Source organism: Ruegeria sp. HKCCD9138 (assembly GCF_057220975.1).
Genome location: NZ_JBWVAZ010000003.1, coordinates 65,404 through 86,310 on the forward strand (window position 1 = coordinate 65,404; position 20,907 = coordinate 86,310).

Annotated in this window: 14 protein-coding genes; 4 read left to right on the forward strand and 10 right to left on the reverse strand. The window is 54.6% G+C overall.

Features of this window, described 5'->3' with window-relative positions; genetic code table 11:
- Positions 1-304: 304 nt before the first annotated feature.
- On the forward strand, positions 305-1,267 hold the full coding sequence (locus tag AC2TEL_RS06145; RefSeq protein WP_480902642.1) for a hypothetical protein: 963 nt from the start codon (positions 305-307) through the stop codon (positions 1,265-1,267).
- A gap of 74 nt (positions 1,268-1,341) precedes the next feature.
- Here AC2TEL_RS06145 and AC2TEL_RS06150 read toward each other — a convergent pair whose 3' ends face one another.
- The gene (locus tag AC2TEL_RS06150) at positions 1,342-2,211 is read right to left on the reverse strand and encodes a LysR substrate-binding domain-containing protein (RefSeq protein WP_480902645.1); all 870 of its coding nucleotides are present in this window, start codon (positions 2,209-2,211) and stop codon (positions 1,342-1,344) included.
- A 116-nt stretch (positions 2,212-2,327) separates the two neighbouring features.
- On the opposite strand from AC2TEL_RS06150, the gene AC2TEL_RS06155 reads away from it, so the two are divergent.
- Both AC2TEL_RS06155 and AC2TEL_RS06160 read left to right on the forward strand, forming a co-directional pair.
- Positions 2,328-3,869, forward strand: coding sequence for a trimethylamine methyltransferase family protein (locus AC2TEL_RS06155; protein ID WP_480902647.1), 1,542 nt, complete (start codon positions 2,328-2,330; stop codon positions 3,867-3,869).
- Between the two features lie 16 nt (positions 3,870-3,885).
- A complete protein-coding gene (locus AC2TEL_RS06160; protein ID WP_480902649.1) occupies positions 3,886-4,977 on the forward strand; it encodes an aminomethyl transferase family protein in 1,092 nt (363 codons plus the stop codon).
- Positions 4,978-5,111: 134 nt separating this feature from the next.
- Here AC2TEL_RS06160 and AC2TEL_RS06165 read toward each other — a convergent pair whose 3' ends face one another.
- The 4 genes from AC2TEL_RS06165 to AC2TEL_RS06180 form a co-directional block, all read right to left on the reverse strand.
- Positions 5,112-5,474 (reverse strand): GNAT family N-acetyltransferase, encoded by a 363-nt coding sequence (locus tag AC2TEL_RS06165; RefSeq protein WP_480840305.1) that lies wholly within the window; start codon positions 5,472-5,474, stop codon positions 5,112-5,114.
- Positions 5,475-5,708: 234 nt separating this feature from the next.
- On the reverse strand, positions 5,709-7,133 hold the full coding sequence (locus tag AC2TEL_RS06170) for a sensor histidine kinase (protein ID WP_480902652.1): 1,425 nt from the start codon (positions 7,131-7,133) through the stop codon (positions 5,709-5,711).
- A gap of 316 nt (positions 7,134-7,449) precedes the next feature.
- Entirely contained in the window at positions 7,450-8,502 is a 1,053-nt protein-coding gene (locus AC2TEL_RS06175; RefSeq protein WP_480840309.1) for a response regulator, read from the reverse strand.
- A gap of 381 nt (positions 8,503-8,883) precedes the next feature.
- Complete coding sequence (locus AC2TEL_RS06180; protein ID WP_480840311.1) at positions 8,884-9,675, reverse strand: acyl-homoserine-lactone synthase; 792 nt, start codon at positions 9,673-9,675, stop codon at positions 8,884-8,886.
- Between the two features lie 563 nt (positions 9,676-10,238).
- Here AC2TEL_RS06180 and AC2TEL_RS06185 point away from each other — a divergent pair.
- Positions 10,239-11,180 carry a response regulator gene (locus AC2TEL_RS06185; protein ID WP_480902654.1) on the forward strand — a complete coding sequence of 314 codons (942 nt, stop codon included), beginning with the start codon at positions 10,239-10,241 and terminating at the stop codon, positions 11,178-11,180.
- 440 nt (positions 11,181-11,620) lie between these two features.
- Here the strand turns inward: AC2TEL_RS06185 and AC2TEL_RS06190 are convergent, their stop codons facing one another.
- The 5 genes from AC2TEL_RS06190 to AC2TEL_RS06210 all read right to left on the reverse strand — a co-directional run bounded on the left by AC2TEL_RS06190 (position 11,621) and on the right by AC2TEL_RS06210 (position 20,902).
- A complete protein-coding gene (locus tag AC2TEL_RS06190; RefSeq protein ID WP_480902656.1) occupies positions 11,621-12,868 on the reverse strand; it encodes an MFS transporter in 1,248 nt (415 codons plus the stop codon).
- Positions 12,869-13,802: 934 nt separating this feature from the next.
- Entirely contained in the window at positions 13,803-16,454 is a 2,652-nt protein-coding gene (locus AC2TEL_RS06195) for a molybdopterin-dependent oxidoreductase (protein ID WP_480902659.1), read from the reverse strand.
- Positions 16,454-16,786, reverse strand: coding sequence for a nitrite reductase small subunit NirD (nirD, locus tag AC2TEL_RS06200; protein WP_480840321.1), 333 nt, complete (start codon positions 16,784-16,786; stop codon positions 16,454-16,456). The genes AC2TEL_RS06195 and nirD overlap by 1 nt, the downstream gene beginning before the upstream one ends.
- The gene (gene nirB, locus AC2TEL_RS06205; RefSeq protein ID WP_480902661.1) at positions 16,783-19,218 is read right to left on the reverse strand and encodes a nitrite reductase large subunit NirB; all 2,436 of its coding nucleotides are present in this window, start codon (positions 19,216-19,218) and stop codon (positions 16,783-16,785) included. The genes nirD and nirB overlap by 4 nt, the downstream gene beginning before the upstream one ends.
- Before the next feature lie 4 nt (positions 19,219-19,222).
- Positions 19,223-20,902, reverse strand: coding sequence for an ABC transporter ATP-binding protein (locus AC2TEL_RS06210; protein WP_480902664.1), 1,680 nt, complete (start codon positions 20,900-20,902; stop codon positions 19,223-19,225).
- Positions 20,903-20,907: the final 5 nt, after the last annotated feature.

The window sequence follows — 20,907 nt, forward strand, 5'->3', positions numbered from 1 at the left end:
TTTAATGGCGCTCGTCGATACCAAGATCGGTCCAGCTTTGTCCTTCATGGCCTAAAGGCGAAGCTACACAGCCGTCAGTTCGTTCACAACCAGTTGGGTCAATACTAGTGCAGGATCCAATTGCCGGACACGACATCCGGTGTGATCACCAGCCCTATACTCCTTGTGGTGTTCCTTCCACAAAACAGGTATTGCGGTTCATTGCCAAGGCACCCGGGCCGCCCTGTCACGCACGACTAACCGCTGTCCTGTTCCGGATTGTACCCGTTGTGGTTTCGCGGGTTGAGCGTTAGAACCTGAACCCATGAGGATCAGGATCATTTCTCCCGCCATTGTCACCGGTGGACCAGAGCTTCTGCATCAGCTTTGTCATGAGCTCTGCACAAACGGCTTTGATGCAGCCATGTGTTACACGCCTTTCGGCGAGAACCTTGAAACGCCCAGCGCCTATTCGGACTATGTAACACCGACCGCGGAATTCGAAGATGATGCGGATGTTCTTTTCGTGATCCCGGAATCCAGAACGGGATTGGTAAAATACATCAGGAAAGCTCAAATCTGCATTTGGTGGTTGTCTGTGGACAATTATCTGGCTCGAAAGCTGTTTCCCGAAGATAATGACGGCGCCAAAATGCGAATAAATTGGGGCCTGAGACACCGCATCGATATTGACAGATTGGCGGGCATGAAATTGATCCACCTGAGTCAGAGCCACTACGCGACGGAGTTTCTGGCCCGGCATGGTATACCCAGCTATCCACTTGGCGATTATTTGCACAATGCCTTTATTGAGGCATCAAGTCTATCCAGTTTGGAAAGAAAAGACTTGATTGCCTACAATCCCAAAAAAGGAATGCGGCGTATTCGTCATTTGATGAAAAAACTCCCTGGATTTGAATGGGTGGCGCTTGAGAAAATGACTCGATCCGAACTGATCGACTGCTTGCGACAAGTAAAACTGTATGTGGATTTCGGCAATCACCCGGGGAAAGACCGAATTCCACGCGAGGCGGTGATCTGCGGCGCTTGCTTAATTACTGGTCAAAATGGGTCGGCCAAAAATCCAATAGACATTCCCATCCCCAGTCGTTTCAAACTTGATTTCGAAAGTGCCGATTTTTCCTCAGAGTTTGAAAACCTCGCGGAAGGTACCATGAAGGACTTCGCAGAGGTTACTCGGGACTTTGATGATTATCGACAACACATAAAACAGGAGAGAGCAGCTTTTCGAGGCAGTGTCAGGAACCTGTTCGAAAATTTCACTTGACCCACTCACTCAAGTTGATGGGAACTTCATTGCATTAGCCATCAGTGTATCAGGCTCAACAGAAACTGTATTGCTTACTGCTTCTGCAACCAACTGGTGAAAGCCATGACACTGGCTCGGGGGCGGGCATTGCGCGGACGAGCCAAGAAATAGCCATAGTCCCCAAGCTCATACCCGGACAGAGGGAACAGCTTTTCCTCTTCAAGCTCACGGTCAATCAGGGCGTCCATCAGGGCAATCCCCTGCCCGTCAATAACCGCCTGAACCCGTACATTGGGGTCCGGGATGATCAACGTGTCCCGGCGTGTCTGGTGCGGCAACTGTGCGGCGTTTAACCAATCGGTCCAGGCATTACTGTCATCATGATCCCGTAATAGCGTAAATCCGGAAATCGCCTTCGCCATACCCCGCTTTCTTACCTTATCCAACGCCTCGGCGTTGCCAACGGGAAAGGCCGGGCACGGCATGAAAGGCGTGATTTCGCAATCATCCCAATGTCCGCTCCCCCAGCGGATCGCGATATCTACACCTTGAGAGTCGAGGTCGAACAACCGGATCATGGGCTGTAGTCGCAGCTGGATTTCTGGATGATCCTGCATGAAGGACATCAGCCGCGGTGACAACCAACGGGCGGCGAAAAAAGTAGAGACGCCAACAGTCAGTGTACTGGAAGATACGCCCTTCAAAGCCTGTATTTCCACCTCGATCTCATCGTAGCGGCTTTGACAGGCCCTCAGTAGCTTTTGCCCGACCGCCGTTACCCGGACCCCTCGGGAACTGCGTTGAAAAAGCGCAAAACCCAGATCGACCTCAAGCGTTTTGATCTGATAGCTGACTGCGCCTTTGGTCATGTTCAGCGCTTCGGCGGCATCAGAAAAGCTCCGGTATCGGGCAATTTCGACAAACAGGCGCAAGCTGTCGTGGTGGCGGAAGTCAATCGGCATGTGTCTAGCGTATAAATTTTTTGCACACCAAGTGAAGATAATTTCGATTTATTAGCGCCAAATTTCATAAATAATAAGGGTCGGAGTTGCCCACAGGAGTTTGGTGGTTGGGAAATATGAACAGCCAAACACATATCACCCAACGCGGCCGGTCGCGCCAAGGGCGATTGACCCGACACAATGCACGGCAAACAACGCCGGTCTATCTGAGTCGCAAAATCCCCGCTTATGATCTGCTGAGCGACGTCGCATTGACCCGCATCGAGGCCCAGGCGGATTGGATCCTGGAGCATATTGGCATCGAGTTCCGAGGCGATGAGGCTGCCCTTGCATTCTTTGCCGAGGCTGGCGCGCGCATCGATGGTTGCAGGGTACAGCTTGCACCGGGTCATGCCCGGCATCTTTGCGCCTCGGCACCAGCCCAGTTCCAGCTGCACGGCCGCGACCCCACACGAACAGTGACACTGGGCGGCGACAATCTGGTGCTGATGCCGGGCTATGGCTCGCCTTTCGTATCCGATCTTGAACGCGGTCGGCGCTATGCCACCCTGGCAGATTTTGAGAACTTCGTGAAACTCGCGCATCTTTCGCCGGCGCTGCATCACTCAGGCGGCATCGTCGTCGAACCGACGGATGTACCTGTGAACAAACGGCATCTGGACACGATGCTGGCGCATCTCACGCTGTCGGACAAACCGTTCATGGGCGGGGTGACGTCAGCACAAGGCGCGCAAGATAGCATTGATATGGTCCGATTGGCCTTTGGCAAAAGGTTCGTGGATGAAAACGCCGTAATTCAAGCCAACATCAACGTGAACTCGCCGCTGGTCTATGACGAGGTGATGTCCACATCCTTGCGCATTTATGCAGAGGCGAACCAATGTGTCTGTATCTCGCCCGCCATTTTTGCCGGAGCCATGGGGCCTCTCTCTCCTGCCGCCGTCGCTGCCCAGACCCTGGCCGAAGCCATGATCGGCATTGCCCTGGTGCAACTTGTACGCCCAGGGTGCCCGGTAGTGTTTGGCAGTTTTCATTCCACCATGAATCTACGCACCGGCGGGCTGACATTTGGCTCGCCCGAGGCCAACCTGACCACCATGGCGCTCTCACAGTTGGGCCGCCGACTGGGGGTTCCCGTGCGGTCGGGCGGGGGTCAGGTAACGGCGTCGAATGCCCCGGATGGGCAAGCTATGCAGGACAGCACCGGCGCGATGTGGGCCACGCTTCTGTCCGGCGGGCATCAGGTCTGGCACGCGGCTGGCTGGCTCGAAGGCGGGTTGGTGATGTCATATGAGAAATTTATCCTGGACCTCGACCATTGTGGCGCCATGCTGAAAATGCTGCAGGGATTCGACACCGATGACGAAGACTTTGGCCGCGACGCCTATAGCGAGGCCGGGCCAGGGGAGAATTTTCTCTCGACCGGTCACACATTGCGCCATTACACCACCGCCAATTTCGAGCCCTGGGTGCCAGACGGAGGTCCCTTTGAAGCCTGGCAAGAAAACGGCTGTATGACCGCAGATCAACGTGCTTCCATCCGATGGCGTCAGATGCTGGAAGAGTATCAGCCACCAGAGATGCCTGAAAGTATCCGAACAGCCCTGAATGACTTTGTGACAGAGCGCAAAGCGAGCATGCCTGACGAATGGCATTGAGAAAGGACCCTTGCACATGACCGAAGAACTGAGCCGCACGTCCGCGCTTGCCTCCCGCCACATAGCGCTTGGATCGGGCCTGGAGGACTGGAACGGAATGGGAACTGCCTGGACCTACAACAGCGAACCGAACGATGAGCACGACGCGGTGCGCGACCACGCCGGTATGTTTGACATGTCACCGCTGAAAAAAGTGCTTGTTAGCGGACCGGACGCACAGTCAGTGCTTGACCACCTGACGACCCGCGATTTGTCCAAAGTAACTGTGGGCAAGGCCGCCTATCTCTGCGTACTGACCGAGGAAGGCGGAATTGCAGATGATGCCATCGTGTCAAACAATGGCAATGATGAGTGGATGATCGTGCACGGCTCGGGCGACACGATGGCGTTGCTGCAGGCTTCTGCCGAAGGGCGAACCGTATCGGTCGAATTTACCGACGATTTGCACGACGTCTCGGTGCAAGGCCCGGCGGCCTTGGATATCCTGAATGCGCATTGCGATTGTGATCTGGCCCAACTTGCCTACTTTGAACATACGCCTGCAACCCTGTTCGGGCATCCCTGCCGCATTTCACGCACAGGGTATTCCGGTGAACGCGGGTATGAGATTTTTGCAGACGCCGAGGTAGTCACAGATATCTGGGACAATCTCGTTGAGGCAGGCGTCACGCCGTGCTCTTTCACGGCGCTGGACAAAGTTCGGATCGAGGTCGGGCTCTTGTTCTATGGATACGATATGACGGAAGAGCATACACCCTGGGAAGTCGGCTTGGGCTTTACGGTCAGTAACTCCAAACCTGACTTCCGCGGCAAGAAAGCTCTGATGGCTGCCAAAGGCCAGGAGAAGATCAGCAACGTCTGCCTCGATATCGATCATCCCGACATGGTCGAGGGCGGCGAGATCTTGTTGCTGGACGGCAAAGAGGTTGGCGTGATCAACAGCCCCTGTTATTCGCACCGGATGAACAAGTCGCTGGCACTGGCACATGTCGGAACCGAGATTGTCGTCGGATCGGTTTTAGGGGTCAAAAGCGCGTCACTGGACACTACCGCAACTGTTGTCGACGGTCCGATCTACGACCCTCAGAAATCCCGGACGCATCAGTAAGCTGGTGGGCTCGGCGTAGCGAGTGACATTGAGTACGCATTTCACAAGGGTTCTCAAGTCGGCTGATCTTCCGTCCTGATGGGTAAGATGCCACTCAGAACAAGGCCGCTCCCGCCCTGCCCCATATTCAAGTCTCATGCCAATTGCATGATCAACTCGACCTCGCCATCAATTACTCTTCCCGTCGGGCGGAAACCAAACCTTTCGTAAAGCGGCATTGCCCCACCGGGTTCGTCAACGACGCTGACAACCAGCCGGGCACGGCCCCTTTTTTGTGCCAGCGATCTGGCGAACTCCAATGCGGACCAGCCGTGGCCGCGCCCCTGATGGGCCTGGTCCACCATCAATCGCCAGATGTATATCCCATTCGGGTCATCGCCATCATCGAGTTGTGCTTCGGGATGAGACATATCGACAACGGCAAGCAACCCGACCGGGCAATCGCCTTCCCAAATTCCATAGATCTCTGATCCCGGCTCAAAAATGGACTGAGCCATAGTCATGAGGTTAGGTGCAACAAATGCCGCCTGTTTGTCGCCCACCTGAAGTGTTGCCAACGGTCGAAGTGAGTCTCGCTCTAAAGGTTGAAAATCAGGCATGGCGAATGTCTACCAGATGACCTGGTATCCGGGAAGCTCTGGATCAATCAGACACAGACACCTGATGGAATTGCGTTTCCAAGGAATGAAACACGACGCATCGTTTTGGATCACTCCCTTCCAGCCACCTTGTTACGGCTGGGCCTCACTGGATTCCTGTGCACTTCCTTGTCCAGAATACTCTTTCTCACGACCTTCAAAAACCGGGAACTCCACGAAGAATTCCGTGCCTGTTCCGACTTTACTTAGGTAATCTATCGTGCCGCCAAAGTGTTCAACGATTTCCTTGGAAATATTCATCCCCAGCCCGGTACCGCCCGCGTGCCGTTCGTCGGATGAGTCAATTTGCGAGAAACGCTCGAAGACCTTGTTCCTGCTGCCAGGAGGGATTCCGACGCCCTGATCCTTAACGAAAATCCGAACACGATTGCCTATAGTTTTGCACCCCACAGTGACCTTGCCACCGTCGAAGGAAAACTTGGCCGCGTTGGATATCATATTTGTCAAAACCTGATTAAGGCGAGACGCATCACCCCTGATCAGCGCGTCGCACTGACCCTGACAGTCTTCTTCGATTTCGACGTTGTGAGCACTGGCATATCCCAGGTTGCAGGCTATGGCCTCCTCAACCAGTGAGCAGACATTTATCGCATCGTCGCGGTAAACCATTTCTCCGGCTTCCATTTTTTGGATATCCAGAACATCATTGATCAGCGATGCAAGGCGTTCACTATTCTTGCTTGCCAATGAAACAAGGCTTTGCATCTTCTCTGGTATTTCACCCAAGGCGCCTGAGTTCATTAAGTCCAACGAGCCTTTGATCGATGTCAGCGGCGTGCGAAGTTCATGACTGACGGTCGAAATGAACTGAGTCTTCGCAATATACGCGGCTTTGGTACGTTCGTGCTCTTTCTTGAGTTTCTCCAACTGTTCCAGGTTTTTCCGGTAAAGACCCAGAAACACGAGCGAACAATCGATCAGAAAGTACATCACGAAGACGACGGTAAAAAAATGTAGCCAAAGTTCCGACGAAAGATCAGGCTGTTCGACCCAGATGTCTTTAACAACAATCACCATGAACGAAATGCCGTACATGACCAACCGGACAATCATTGCCCAAACGAACTGATGGTTGTTCATTGCCGCAAAAAGAGCGGCAGCAAAAAGGAAGAACAAAGGCGTAAAATGCCCACCGGACTCCTGTTTGAACGCCACTGATACGGCATAAAGGCAGATGGCCGTAGAACTGAGAACCGTGTTCACCAGGATCCAGGCGACCATCATGCGGATCGCTTTGCTCTGGTTGGGCTTCAGAACAGCCACACGTTTTGCGAGATACAAATCCTGCAGCTCGCAAATAAGGATTGTTGCGTAAAACAAAAGTGCATTTATGGGATTGAAAAAGAAGGCGGTCAGGATCGTCGAGGCGAGAAAAATCGCCTGACGCTGCCATAGAAGCGACGTGATCATGGCAGTGTAGTCTTTGATGTTCTGCAGCAGCCTATCGTCGGGAAATTCGGGTACCCGATCCGGCTGTTTCGCTTCGATGACCGTCATTTCAAGATCTTCACTACTCGCACTCGCGTTTCCTTCTAACCAAACAATGAGGACGGAGTTGGCCAGAATTGAGTTCACAGTTTGTCAATAATCATTGCGGGCGCTCAAAACTGTTGCGCTGTCAGGCAATGTCTCGCAGTTGCGACCGTCGGTATCTGACTGAAAAGGCGCGCGAAATTGCGAAAGTGTAATATGGTAACGCATCAAAAAAGCTTTGCCCCACTCAGCCTTCCGTTGCGTCAGCAGCGAGCAACATACCGTAGGGTCATTGAAACCAGAACGTCCCAGAGCATACTGGCCTAATGCCGCCTTTTCGTTACTTTCGAGAAAGGTGTGTTTCCTGACCGTAGAGTTCGTGCAGCACCTTTTCGAACAGGCGCGGGCTCGCGAGTTCTTTTTGCTCAGCCTCAAAATCGCAACCGGTGTGAACCCGTGCCGCGGCACCCTTTCTCAAAGCCTGTTCCCGATTGTTTACCTGCTCAACGGCCATCTTCAATGCCGACAAAGCTCCTGATTTCGAGATGGAACGCATGGGTACTGGCGAACTCATCAATGTCCGCAGATGCGCAGAAGCACCGCGCGTACTGAGAACCATCCCCAGTTTCCTGCTCAAAATCTCTTCAGACGGGAGAAAATCTGTGCTGTCCCGGCCGTGGGTGACAATAAGAAAAACACCGCCACCCCGGTAGGAAAAAACTGCATCGGCGTCTTTCATTACCTTGTCAATGCAGAAACCGATATCGGAAATCGCACGGCGGAAGCTGCCAAAGTCATTCATGTCGTAACGGTACTCGGCATCCTGCAATTTTACCGCTGTAACCGAAGAGTCAAAAAGGCGACCCAGCGAAAGGTTCTCGACATAACTGTCAAACTCGACATATCCCAAACACCGTTTCGGGCCATCGATAGACAGTGGATCCTCGAAACTGAATTGCCGGTTGTAATCAAGCTTTTCTTTGAGGGACTTGACCGACGCCATAGTTCTCTTGGCCTTGATCCGCTCCTGCATCAGCAAGTGCGCTGCATTCATACGGCTGCGCAACTCAAAAAAATCGAACGGCTTTGTAATGTAGTCGAATGCGCCTTCCTGAAATGCATCTTCGACATGTTGCCTGTCGCTCATTGCAGTCAACATTATCACGGGTGTTTCGGAATTATCCGGCAGGCTTCGAATTTTCCGTAGAAGCTGAATTCCGTTTGTACCCGGCATTTGAATGTCCAGCAGAATGCAATCGAACGGGGTTTCAGACATCTTGATTTTTTGCAGCGCCTCAGAGGCTGAACCAGCCTCCGTGACATGACAGTTCTTGAATGCGGAAAGTCCGGTCTGAAGAAGTTCCAGCACACCCGGTTCGTCATCGACCGCCAATACTCTGAACGTAGTCTGTTTCAGCGCCCGAAGTTCCAACTTCTGCTGAAACTGTTCTTTTGCGGGGATCGAATGTTTCATGACTGGCTAACCGCTTTTGCCCGTTTAACGACGCCAGACTATGAAACGACTAGGACGAAACCGCGGCAAAAAAGCAGAAAAGCAACAAGGAACAAGGTATTTTCTTGACCTTATTTGGGCGCACGTTCACCGATTGCGGCGTCTGAGTGACGGGCTTCCCTCGGAGTTTACCTACGAAAGATACGCACGAACCGCAAAGTTCAACCTTGCTGGCCCTGCATACTTTGTCGGCTGATCCAGATGAAAAACCACCGTCGCACTCGCACCGCGCCACAGCAAACCTGCCACGCAAGGCAATTCTCAGGCTATATCGTCTGCTTGTATCTGTACGTCGCTTGAACCGATATTCCCGTGGGTCTTGATGTTGAACAAAACCGACTGACTTGCGGTTCCATCAATCGAGAACTTTGCGCCAACTGGTGCAGCACCAACCCCTAGTCGCCGGGACCACCGCGCCCAAACAGAAGGTACAATCCCGAGAATGCTGGTCGCACCACCTTCTTGCGCTGTCACTGTCATTTGGCGGAACAACTCCTGCTGGACGATGGTCCTGCGTGTCGACGGAACATTGTCCGTGATGAAGAACCGTGATGCTTCCCAAACGGTAGGTTTGACCGGTGCTTCAAAGAACAGAATGTCGGTAGGCAAGCTTTTCAGAATACCTTTCTGGGCATCCCGCAGCATATAACTGTACACACCGCATTTCGCCGTGGTGGGCAGGAGGCGCACTCCACCAAAGATTTCTCCGAACTCGTGAAGCACGACCCACTGGCAGGCGGGGGTATCGTATTGGTCGAATTCCATACCGTCGGCCTCGCCGACCTGCCACTTCAAGCGGTCGATGAATATGGACTTTCGGATTTCAAGGTATTGCGCAAGCAATGTGCCGTGCTCATGCATATTGCGAAAGTTCATCGTCGCAGCACGGATGCCCCCAAGCCTGCTATCACGCTCGAGCGCATCACGACTGAGCGCAAAGAGATTGCGCGGCGCCGTCCCCGTCGGCGCAATCTTAGAGTCGTTGGCAGGCTCCAGGTCCGGAAGTACCTTCGGCGCCGGGAATGCCTGCTCATACCTGAGTGGTCTGTCCATATTTTGCTCTTAATTTCGCCACACTTATGACAAGATGTAGCTTAGCAAGTCTACAACTTATTGCAGTATTTTTTTCAATTGACCGGAATGTGTGACCAATTCGCCCTCAATGAGATGCATTGTGCAATAGCTTGGTGCCATTTCGATAGATTTGCGCAGACTTACCACTCAATAATGTAGCGTTGTGGGAACACATTCCGAATTCAACGCATTGATAGGAATTGTTTTTCTCCAGACTCAGTCGGATGCGTGCGGCGAAATTGACCCAAAGGTGTTTTTGCCCGAAGTCAAGCGCAGAAATTGCCGATACGCGGGCTACCTCTTGGTTTTTACGGGGTCAAACACCAGGCCAATTGCAGCTTCGGATTACGTGCTTTCAACTGGAAGGCTGAATGCACTGTGGTTAAGGTTTGCTGACAAACTGACGCCTTTCACGGGTCATCCTTTCGCCGCTTTTATCCGTCAGATTGAACCAACCCTAAGAGTTTCAAACACCAACCGACCTTTGCCCTAAGTCTGCAATGCCCAGAGGTCGGTTTGGTGAAAAAAGTTGGTGAATAGTTATGCGTATACTTGCCGTAGACGACGACCCTAGCATTCTGGAACTTCTGACCTGTGTCCTGGCGACGTTCGGCTATGAAGATGTCGTTACAGCCCGAAGCGGCCGCGAAGCCCTGCAGATTCTTTCAGAGCGTAAAGAGGCATTTGATTGTTTGCTTCTGGATGTCCAGATGCCGCAAATGAACGGGATAACTCTGTGCGAAGAAGCTCGAAAGATCCCGGGCTACAAGTTTACGCCCATAATCATGGTAACCGCCATGGTTCAGAAACAATATATAGACGAGGCTTTCGAAGTCGGGGCAACGGACTACGTAACTAAGCCTTTCGAGTTTTCCGATCTGAAGCAACGGCTGTCGGACGCCTACAGGATGGCTGCGGAGCGCAGAGCTGCCATCGAGGTGATGGAAGCCGATGTTTACGTTTGGAAGGATTCGGAGGTTAATCCCGACCTTCGGTTAAGTGACCCGCTGTATTTTGGTGATTTGCCCGGATGCATCGGGTTGGCGGAATTCGAGAACTACGTCATTCAGCTTTCGACGATGCATTCAATGGCCTCGAAAATCGTGGCGGTCAAAGTCGCGGACGTCGAGCAAGTTTTCAAGTCGAGCACTCCCGCCGAGTTTCGAAAAACCATGGCGTCGGCAGGAACCGCACTTTTGTCGGCAACCCAGGAAGGACGCAATTTCGCAACTTATTGGGGCAATGGCGTATTCCTTCTGATCCACGACAGCCAAAAGGGACTGAGCGCAGAGCAGTTGCAAAAACTGTTGGAAGAAATTCCGGCGGATGCTGTGGAAGGCGTTTTGCAAGACCAGGCGATAACATATCAGGCTGGCGAAGAGGTCGCGTTGAAAGCGACGTCAAAAATGGAAGCATTGTTCCTGATCGACAAGGCTGTCGAACTTGCCGAATTAAGCGACCGGCAAGTAGCCAGATTTGGTTAATATGCGCCCATCGTAACCGCCAAAATGTCGGCTGGCTTATAGTCAAAGAACAGATTGGCGATTTTGCCATTCTGCCCACTCCTCGACAGGATGGTGTCCAGCTTGATGCCGCCTCAGGCAAGCGCAATCCGCTCACCCTTTTTTCGGCACCTTGCTTGTGCCAACCTAGGCTGACGTCCCCAGGAATCGAAGCGGGGCTTGTTCCCCGGTCTGCAAAACGACCGCCTGACCGAATACATTCATGACTTCCTAAAGACCCCTTATGGGCGGCCTACTAAGCGTGGGAATTCGTCGCTGAACCCCCGAAGACAGTGCGCGATATCATTGCCGAACCCCTGGTGGCCTCCGGGAAGTTCAAAGATAGCCAAAAAATCGATGCCCGGCAGGCCGCCATCGGGCAAAGTGATGCACTTCGCGTTGTGCAGGATACAAAGCAGTACCTAGTTGCCCTTAGTATCGAGGGCTTGGACACCCGGATGTCGAAACAGTTTTGCCATCGCAATCAGCGCCAAAATGCAGCATGCGATGGCGATGAGAAATGGCATCCGCAGATTGATGGCCATGAGTGACCCGCTCAAGGCTGTAATTGTTCCGGACCCCAACGCGTAAATTGCTACAGTCACACCCATCACCCAGCCTTGTTCGGACGAGCCGACACTCCCGGAGAATAAGGACAACATGGTCGGATACATGATCGCAAAAGCGATCGTTATTGGAACGATCAGGACATAAGAAAGATCGGCCACAGGGTTAAGCATGAATGCCAAAATCCCAATGCCCATGGCCGCGATAGAGGCGTATAGTATGCGGAATTTCTTGTATCGTTCGTGCAATGGCGCCGTCAGGTAAGCGCTGCCAAAGGCCATGGATGCACCGAATACAGCAAGAGCCATGCTGTTTTGAAGCGTGCCGAACTTGAATTTGGTCAGTAGATAGGTGTCAAGGAAAAAGAAAAACGCGTTCAGGCACATAAGCGAGAACAGCATGACAACAGAAAGCCGCAGAACAACCGGATGCGAACGGACTTTCCACAAATTCATGGCGACATCCAGAAGCCCAAAGTCAATTTTTCGTTTTTTGAACCCGGGCTCCGAGAAGAAAACCAGGATCAGCGCCATGTTGATCAGGATAAGGCCGATTGCGACATAAAATGGCAACTCGAGCGATGCAAATGACCCCATCAGGTTTTGGTCACTCAACAATCCCGAAATCAACGGCCCCCCGAGAAGACCCAAGGCCGATGCCGCGACAATCATCCCCAGGTTTTTCGATTTCTCCTGATCGTCACGACTTATGTCGATCAAAGCGGCCTGCGCGATGGGTTGATTTGCCGTCGTAAACCCGGAAATCGCACGCCCCAACAGCAGCAGCCAATAGCTTGCTGTCATGATCGCCGCCACGGTCAGAACATACCCAATCAAAGCACCGGTCAGGCAAATCATTATTCCTTTCTTGCGTCCTATATAGTCTGACACCTTGGCGATGAAGGCAGCCCCAAAGAAGTAGAACAAAAAGAAAACCGCAATCAGAACCGTGTAATCGAACTGACGAATGTTTGTCGGAGTATCTTGCGGAAGGAAGTTTTGCTGTGGATCCAGTAAGATCGTATTGAAGATTGGCAGAATTAGACCAAAACCCATCACGTCAATGAACACAACAAGCAGCAAAGATAGTCGCGAAAGGTTCATGAAGGCTGCCTCGGTGTTATCCTTGAATTGAACAATTTTGCAAAAAAACTGAATGCCGGCTTTTGAAGGCAAAACAAACCGACAATGGATTTCGGGTGTTGTCTTCAATACTATTCTATTGGCCAATCATACTTGTGTCCAATTCAACGGAGTCATCTGTTCTTTGGTGCGCCGACCGGCCAAACGCCAATACGACTGTCTTTTAGCACGAAGGCCCATCGTAGGTTCCCAGGGTCTGGACACATAGCCAGTAGATGACGGTAGCCGGAAGTGAGATTGTAGATGGGAATGCATTTGGGCACCTGTCGTATCCGATCGCGACACGCCCCAGTTCGTAAACCAGCCGAACAGGTCCCCATTGCGGTTGCGAATTCTGGAGCGCTTATCAAAATTGACGGTCACTTTACGTTGCTTCGGCCAGAGATACATGCGCGTACCACCTTGTCTTTTATGGATTTTATGACCCAACCGGCGCCGTGGTCTTGATCCCTCAGCAACCAGTCGACACGTCTGGCGGCTCAAGAGGGCCTGTATACCGATGCAATCGCTGACCCGTCCGGCATTAACGATAGGATTCAATGGTCGCCCGTTGCGATCACAGATGGCGTTCAGCTTGTTACTCCCTTCAACTCTGGTTCTTTCAATCAGGTGTTCGCATCCCCTTTTCGACGTCCAAACTGGACGCCGAACGGCGGTTTGCCGATGCTCGGCGTCAATCTGATTGTCTGCTTTTTCATGCTCGGCAGCCAGGCCAGCCGCACGCGCCATTCGCCCGTCCATAAGTCAGAAAAGACCAGAAATACCCACCGTTTGCTTTCAAGTCGTGAATCGCGTCACTCGCGTAAGTAGTGGGTACGGAACTATAGCCAGCGGATGAGAGAGGCCGATTTCTAATGCCTTTCTCTGGCACTGCGGTAGAGTTTGCTCGCACGACTTAGACTTGCGAGCAACTCTCAGGCTTCTTGTCCGGTTGAAACGAATGCTTTTTGATTATTTCGGATAGCTCGGGCCGACAGGAACCACAGCCTGTTCCGGCTTGCACGGTTTCTCCAAGTATGTCCACATCAACAACATGCCCGGTGTCAATTGCGCGGATTATGGTTTTTAAACCGACGCCGAAACACGAACAGACTGTTGGCCCGGCATCTTCTACATCCAAAGAAGGACGCCCGGACAAGACCTGCAAGGGTGAGACGTCAGGCAAGGTCGCGATGTAGTCTCGCATCAGTTTTACCGGTTCAGGGGATACAAACAGTGCCGCCAAAAGGTGATGCCCTTCGAAGAATGCAATTCTGAATGACCCTCGATTTTGATCCGTTATCGATGCGCAGACGGCATCGGGTAAGCCAAACCATTCTCTTGCCGAACTCTCCCAATCCTCGACGAGCCGGTATCCTGCAAGCTCCGTTCTGTAACCCTTGTCCGTTTTGGCCGTCGCCCAGTAGTCGGCCCCAGGCGATGGAGCTGTAACAGACACCGCGAACCCATACCAAGCAGCCTTCATACGCCGAATGGACACCGCCGTTGCCTTGCTTTCAGGTTGCCCGGAGATTGGGTCGGTCACACTTGGAACCAACGCATCCACACGGGATGATGGGGCTGTTTCACCAGTCCAGTGAATTGGCGCGAATACCTGGCCGGTTGCGACAGTATCTGTGGTACGAAGTCGAAATACTCCACTTCCAACAGGGCTTTTGACTTCGACCAAGTCGGCGGTGGCGAGGCCCAATCTTCCGGCGTCCTTGGGGTTGATATCCAAAAAAGGTTCGGCGAGGTGAGCTGACAATCGGGGTGACAGCCCTGAACGGGTCATGGTGTGCCATTGGTCCCGAATGCGCCCGGTATTCAAAAGATACGGGTATTGTGCAGATGTTCCAGCTATTGGCGGTCGATGGGTAACCGGCACAAAACGCGCTTTGCCGTCAGAATGAAAAAACTGTCCGTCGCCAAAGAACCGCCCGTCCGTAGCACCCGATGTCACCGGCCAACGCGTGGGCGCCAAGTCTGCGTATTCAACGTCTTCGATTTCCGATAATCCTGAAATGTCAAAGTCTTTGCCAAACGATTTTGCAAGAGAAGATAATGCAGCATGTTCACGAAAGATCTGTGCCGGAGTCTCATAGCTGAAAGACGACACCCACCCCATGCGACGTCCCACTTCGGCAATTATGTCCCAGTCTGCACGTGCTTGCCCCGGCGGTGCCAAAACGGCGCGCTGTCTGCTGATCGTGCGGTCTGAATTGGTTACGGTGCCGCTCTTTTCCGCCCACCCCGCCGCCGGCAACAGCACATCTGCTATGCGCGAAGTGTCCGTATGGGCTGTCAGGTCGCTGACAACGGTAAACGGGCAGTGTTCAATGGCCGCCCTCACTCGGTCAACGTCGGGCATGGTGACCGCCGGATTGGTGTGGATGATCCAGAGCGCCTTGACCTGATCGTCCTCAATGGAACGAAACAGATCGACGGCTTTCAGCCCCTGTCTTGGCGCCATGGTCGGCGCGCCCCAGAACTCCTGAACCGCGGCGCGGTGGCTTTCGTTTTCTATGTCCAGATGGCATGCGAGCGTGTTGGCCAAACCGCCGACTTCGCGGCCGCCCATTGCATTGGGTTGCCCCGTCACCGAAAAGGGGCCCATTCCTTTTCGCCCGATCCGGCCAGTGGCCAGGTGGCAGTTCAGGATCGCGTTGACCTTGTCAGTTCCGCTGGAGGACTGGTTCACGCCCTGACTGAAGATTGTCACCACGCGCTCTGTCTTGATCCAAAGATCACAGAACGCCTCGATCAGATCTGGGCTTAGACCCGTTACGGCTGGATCCTCATGTTGCGCCGTGTCGAGGGCATCGGAAAAGCCGACGGTCCGCTCCAGAAACTCTGACGCTACATGCCCGCCTTCGTGAATTCTGCCTAGCAAGCGGTTGAACAAGGCGACGTCACTTCCGGGCTTTAGTGCCAGATGCAGATCCGCCTGATCGCAACTGGCCGTGCGACGGGGGTCAATCACGACGATCTTTGTTCCTCGAGACTGACGCGCTGCCAACACGCGCTGATAAAGGACCGGATGACACCACGCTAGGTTGGACCCGACCAGGACGACCAGATCGGCGTGATCCAAATCCTCATAGCTACCCGGTACCGTGTCCGTTCCGAAGGCACGTTTATGACCGGCCACAGTCGAGGCCATGCAGAGCCGCGAATTGGTGTCGATATTGGCCGAACCTATGAACCCCTTCATCAGCTTGTTGGCGACATAGTAATCTTCGGTCAACAATTGGCCTGAGACATAGAAGGCGATGCTGTCAGGCCCGTAAGCCTCGATGGTCGAGGAGAAACGATCAGCCACCAGTTGCAGCGCATCGTCCCACGCGACGTCCTTGCCAAAAGCACGCGGGCTCATCAACCGGTGTTCTGTTCCGACGGTTTCACCCAAGGCCGCACCCTTGGAACAAAGACGCCCGTGGTTTGCCGGGTGGTCCGGGTCGCCCCGAACCGCCAGCCCTCCGGCACCGTCAGGGCGCAGCAGGACGCCGCAGCCAACACCGCAATAGGCGCAGGTCGAGCGGACCTCGGGCAGGCCGGTACCGTCCATCAGGCTGCACTCCGCCGGGCAACTGCGCTGTCGTCCAGCAGGATGCGACCGTCCTTCAGGCGCACCGGATAGGTGGTGATCCGCCCGTCATCGGCGCCTTGCGCTTCGCCTGTATTCAAGTCGAAGACCCAGTTGTGCAGCGGGCAAGTCACCGACTGGCCGTGCACGATCCCTTCGGATAAAGGACCGCCCTTGTGCGGGCAGCTGTTGGTGGCGGCAAACACCTCAGACTCGGCTGTGCGAAAAACCGCGATGCAGCCGATATGAGTTTTCACAAGCCGTGCTCCGCGTAGGGGTACGTCGTCGATTTGTCCGATGTCGATCCAGCTCATTCCGCGGCCTCCAGTGTGAAATCTGCAATTGGCGCAAAGGTTTGCGCTTTTTCCCGCACGTGTTCTGCCCAGGGATCCTTGCGGTAAACGCTTTGCGACAGCTCGAACCGGGCGACCAAAGCGGTCCGGTTTTCAAGATCATCGACCACCTGCGCCTTGACCCAGTCCATGCCGACCTTTCCCAGCCATTTGTACAGACGGTCCAGATACTTGCCGCCTTCGCGATAGGCTTGCGTGACGGCCATCACGACCTCAATCGCCTCCTCTTCAGTGGGCACTTGGCATAGCAGCTCGGTCTCTTTCACATCCATGCCGGCGGCACCGCCGATGCTGATCTGGTAGCCGGAGTCCACACAGACCACGCCGATATCCTTGCATGTCGCCTCGGCGCAGTTGCGCGGGCAACCCGAAACGGCCAGTTTCAGTTTGTGCGGTGTCCATGAGCCCCAGAGAATTTTCTCTAATTTGATACCGAGGCCGGTGCTGTCCTGCGTTCCAAACCGGCAGTGATCGGTTCCAACACAGGTTTTGACCGTGCGGAGGCCCTTGGAATAGGCATGGCCCGAGACCAGCCCGGCTTTGTTCAAGTCCGACCAGATCGCCGGCAAGTCCTCTCCTTTGACGCCCAGCAGGTCAATGCGCTGCCCGCCAGTGACCTTGACTGTCGGCACATTGTACTTGTCGGCGGCGTCAGCAATGGCGCGCAATTCGGCTGGGTTGGTGATCCCGCCCCACATACGTGGCACGACGCTGAAGGTGCCATCCTTCTGGATGTTGGCATGCTTGCGTTCGTTCACAAAGCGGCTTTGCGGGTCGTCCTGATACTCCAGCGGCCAGTCCGCCAGCAGGTAATAGTTGATCGCCGGACGGCAGACATGGCAGCCGTTGGGCGTTGTCCAGCCGAGCTCTTGCCAGACAGCGGCCTGACTTTTTAGTTCCTGCCCTTTGATCAGACGCCGTACATCCTCGTGGGTCAGATCGGTGCAACCGCAGATCGGCTGCGCCGCAGGCATCTGGAACTCGCCTCCCATAGTGACCTGCAATACTTGTTCAACCAGCCCCGTGCAGGTTCCGCAAGAGGCGCTGGCCTTGGTGCTTGCACGCACCGCACCCAGATCGCCGGCCCCTTCATTGATCGCCTCAACAATCTCGCCCTTGCATACGCCGTTACAGCCGCAAATCTCCGCCTCAGGCGGCAATGCTGCAACGGCTGAGAGAGGGTCCGCGGTATCGCCCCCCTGATAGGCAGGGCCGAAAATCAACGTCTCTCGCATTTCGTCGATGTTGGTGCCGTCTTTGATCAAGCCGAAGAACCAGCTTCCATCGGTGGTGTCGCCGTACATAACGGCACCGATTAAGCGATCCTCTTCAATCACCAGACGTTTGTAGACACCGCGTGTGGGGTCGCGGAAGACGATGTCCTCTCGTGCCGGCCCGTCTGCGAAATCGCCCGCGCTGAACAGGTCACAGCCTGTAACTTTCAATTTGGTGGAAAGGGTTTTCTGAACGAACGCCGCCTCTTCCTCCAACAAGGCCTGCGCCGCCGCATTCGCCTGATCGTAAAGCGGCGCGACAAGGCCAAAGACCTCTCCGTCATGCTCGACGCATTCGCCCACGGCATAGATGTCCGGGTCCGAGGTCAGCATCTGATCATCCACATGGATTCCTCGCCCGATGGCCAGTCCGGCCTCTTGCGCCAAAGCTGTGTTCGGACGGATGCCCACGGCCATGACCAGTAGGTCACAGGGCAATTCGGTCCCGTCCTCCAACAGTAGCGCACGGACCTTGCCATCGTGCCCGAGGATTTCCTTAGAATTCGCTTGCAGGCAGATCTTGATGCCCTTTTCTTCCAGCGATTTCTTAAGAAGATACCCGGCGGCCTCGTCCAGCTGACGCTCCATCAGGTGACCCATGATGTGCACCACGGTGACGTCTACGCCATGCGCGGCCATACCTGCCGCCGCTTCAAGCCCCAACAAACCGCCGCCAATCACAACGACCTTGTTGTCCGGGCCCAGGGCCATCATCTGCTGGGTGTCTTCCAGATCGCGGTAGGCGATCACACCGTCCAGATCATGACCCGGCAGCGGGACAATGAACGGGTTCGACCCCGTCGCGATGACCAGCTTGTCGTAGGGAACGTGGCCATTCGCGCCCTCGACCACTTTCATCTCACGGTCGACATTCACGACACGCTCGCCGAAACGGCAGGTAATACCACGCTCTGCATACCAAGCGTCGTCATGGGTGACGATCTCTTCGTAGGTCTTGTCACCCGACAAAACCGGGCTGAGCATGATGCGGTTGTAGTTTCCGCGCGGTTCCGCGTTGAACAGGGTGATGTCGAACGCATCTGGTGCCGCGTCGGTCAGGTGCTCCAGCACCCGACCCGAGGCCATGCCCGCGCCTATGACAACAAGTCTTTGCTTCATGGTTTCACTCCGCTGCAATCGCCTTAGGGGCGGGTGTTTTTGGCTTGGCGCCGTGTTCGTATTCTTCGAGGAAATCGAGGACTTCCTGCCGGTAAGCGTAGTAATCCGGGTGCTCCAGCAGCGCTTTGCGCGTACGCGGACGCGGCAGGTTGACCGATGTGATCTTGCCGATGGTTGCTTGCGGACCGTTGGTCATCATCACCACCCGGTCGGCCAATAGGATCGCCTCATCCACGTCATGGGTTACGCAGATTGCGGTGACCTTGGTGCGGGACCAGACCTCCATCAGGACCTCCTGCAACTCCCAGCGCGTCAGACTGTCGAGCATCCCGAAGGGTTCATCCAGCAGCAGGAGCTTGGGGGACAGGGCAAACGCGCGGGCAATACCAACACGTTGCTTCATGCCGTTCGAGAGATCAGAGGCAGATTTGTCCATTGCATCGGCCAGTCCGACACGTTCCAGATAGTATTCCACAACGTCCTGCCGCTCGGCGATGCTTGCCTTGGGATAGACCTTGTCGACCCCAATCGCGACGTTTTCCTTGGCGCTCAGCCAGGGGAACAAATTGGGCGATTGGAACACCACCGCGCGTTCCGGGTCAGCCCCTTCGACGTGACGACCATCCAGTTTGATCGCGCCTTTCGAGATGTCGTTCAGACCCGCAGCCATAGTCAAAACCGTGGACTTGCCACAGCCGGAATGGCCGATCAGAGAGATGAACTCACCCTTGTCGATCTTCAGGTCAAAATCCTCGACCACGGTCAGAGGGCCTTTGGGCGTCGGATACACCTTGTGCAGCTGCGAGAAGTCGAGGAAGCGGTTCTCGATCATCCCCTTTTGCGCCTCGGCCACTGCCGTTGGAACGCCGTGGATTGGGGTGACATCCGGGAGGATCCGCGAGCCTTCGACCTTGGCCTCGATCCCCACGTCCATCAGGTATTTGGTGACGTCAGCGCGGAGGCGTTTGAAGGTCTCATCGTTGTTCATCGCACCCCGATCCCGTGGGCGGGGGATCGACACGCGGAACGCTTGCCCCAAAGTCCCATCAGGGTTCAGAGCAATGATCCGGTCGGCCAGAATGATCGCCTCATCCACATCATTGGTGATCAACACGCAGGTCTTCTTGTCAGCTTCCCAGATATGTTCGATCTCATCCGCCAGATTGGCGCGGGTCAGCGCGTCAAGCGCCGACAGTGGTTCATCCAACAGCAGCACTTCGGGGTTCATCGACAGCGCCCGCGCCACGTTGACCCGCTGGCGCATCCCACCGGACAGCTCAGCCGGGCGGCGCGTGGCGGCGTGGCTGAGACCAACCATCTTGACGTAGTGCGCCACTTTCTCGGCTTTCTCCGCCTTGCTGAGGTTGGGAAAGACAGTATCCACCGCCAGACCCACATTGCCGCTTACTGTCAGCCAAGGCATCAGAGAGTAATTCTGGAAGATCACGCCACGTTCCGGGCCCGGCCCCTTGATCGGAGTGCCTTTGAACGTGACCTCTCCGCCGGTTGGGGTGTCTAGCCCGGCCATCAAATTGATCAGGGTCGTCTTGCCGGTGCCCGAGAAGCCTAGGATCACCAGAAACTCACCCTCTTGCACGTCAAGATCGATGCCTTTCAACACATCGGTGCGCGCGGTGCCTTCACCGAAGGACATAGATGCATTTTTGAAGCTCAGAATGCCCATCGCGC

Coding starts and splice junctions, on each gene's coding strand:
- AC2TEL_RS06160 (WP_480902649.1), top strand. CDS start 3,886: ATGACCGAAGAACTGAGCCGCACGTCCGCGCTTGCCTCCCGCCACATA.
- AC2TEL_RS06150 (WP_480902645.1), bottom strand. CDS start 2,211: ATGCCGATTGACTTCCGCCACCACGACAGCTTGCGCCTGTTTGTCGAA.
- AC2TEL_RS06165 (WP_480840305.1), bottom strand. CDS start 5,474: ATGGCTCAGTCCATTTTTGAGCCGGGATCAGAGATCTATGGAATTTGG.
- nirB (WP_480902661.1), bottom strand. CDS start 19,218: ATGAAGCAAAGACTTGTTGTCATAGGCGCGGGCATGGCCTCGGGTCGG.
- AC2TEL_RS06210 (WP_480902664.1), bottom strand. CDS start 20,902: ATGGGCATTCTGAGCTTCAAAAATGCATCTATGTCCTTCGGTGAAGGC.
- AC2TEL_RS06190 (WP_480902656.1), bottom strand. CDS start 12,868: ATGAACCTTTCGCGACTATCTTTGCTGCTTGTTGTGTTCATTGACGTG.
- AC2TEL_RS06195 (WP_480902659.1), bottom strand. CDS start 16,454: ATGGACGGTACCGGCCTGCCCGAGGTCCGCTCGACCTGCGCCTATTGC.
- AC2TEL_RS06155 (WP_480902647.1), top strand. CDS start 2,328: ATGAACAGCCAAACACATATCACCCAACGCGGCCGGTCGCGCCAAGGG.
- nirD (WP_480840321.1), bottom strand. CDS start 16,786: ATGAGCTGGATCGACATCGGACAAATCGACGACGTACCCCTACGCGGA.
- AC2TEL_RS06170 (WP_480902652.1), bottom strand. CDS start 7,133: ATGACGGTCATCGAAGCGAAACAGCCGGATCGGGTACCCGAATTTCCC.
- AC2TEL_RS06145 (WP_480902642.1), top strand. CDS start 305: ATGAGGATCAGGATCATTTCTCCCGCCATTGTCACCGGTGGACCAGAG.
- AC2TEL_RS06180 (WP_480840311.1), bottom strand. CDS start 9,675: ATGGACAGACCACTCAGGTATGAGCAGGCATTCCCGGCGCCGAAGGTA.
- AC2TEL_RS06185 (WP_480902654.1), top strand. CDS start 10,239: ATGCGTATACTTGCCGTAGACGACGACCCTAGCATTCTGGAACTTCTG.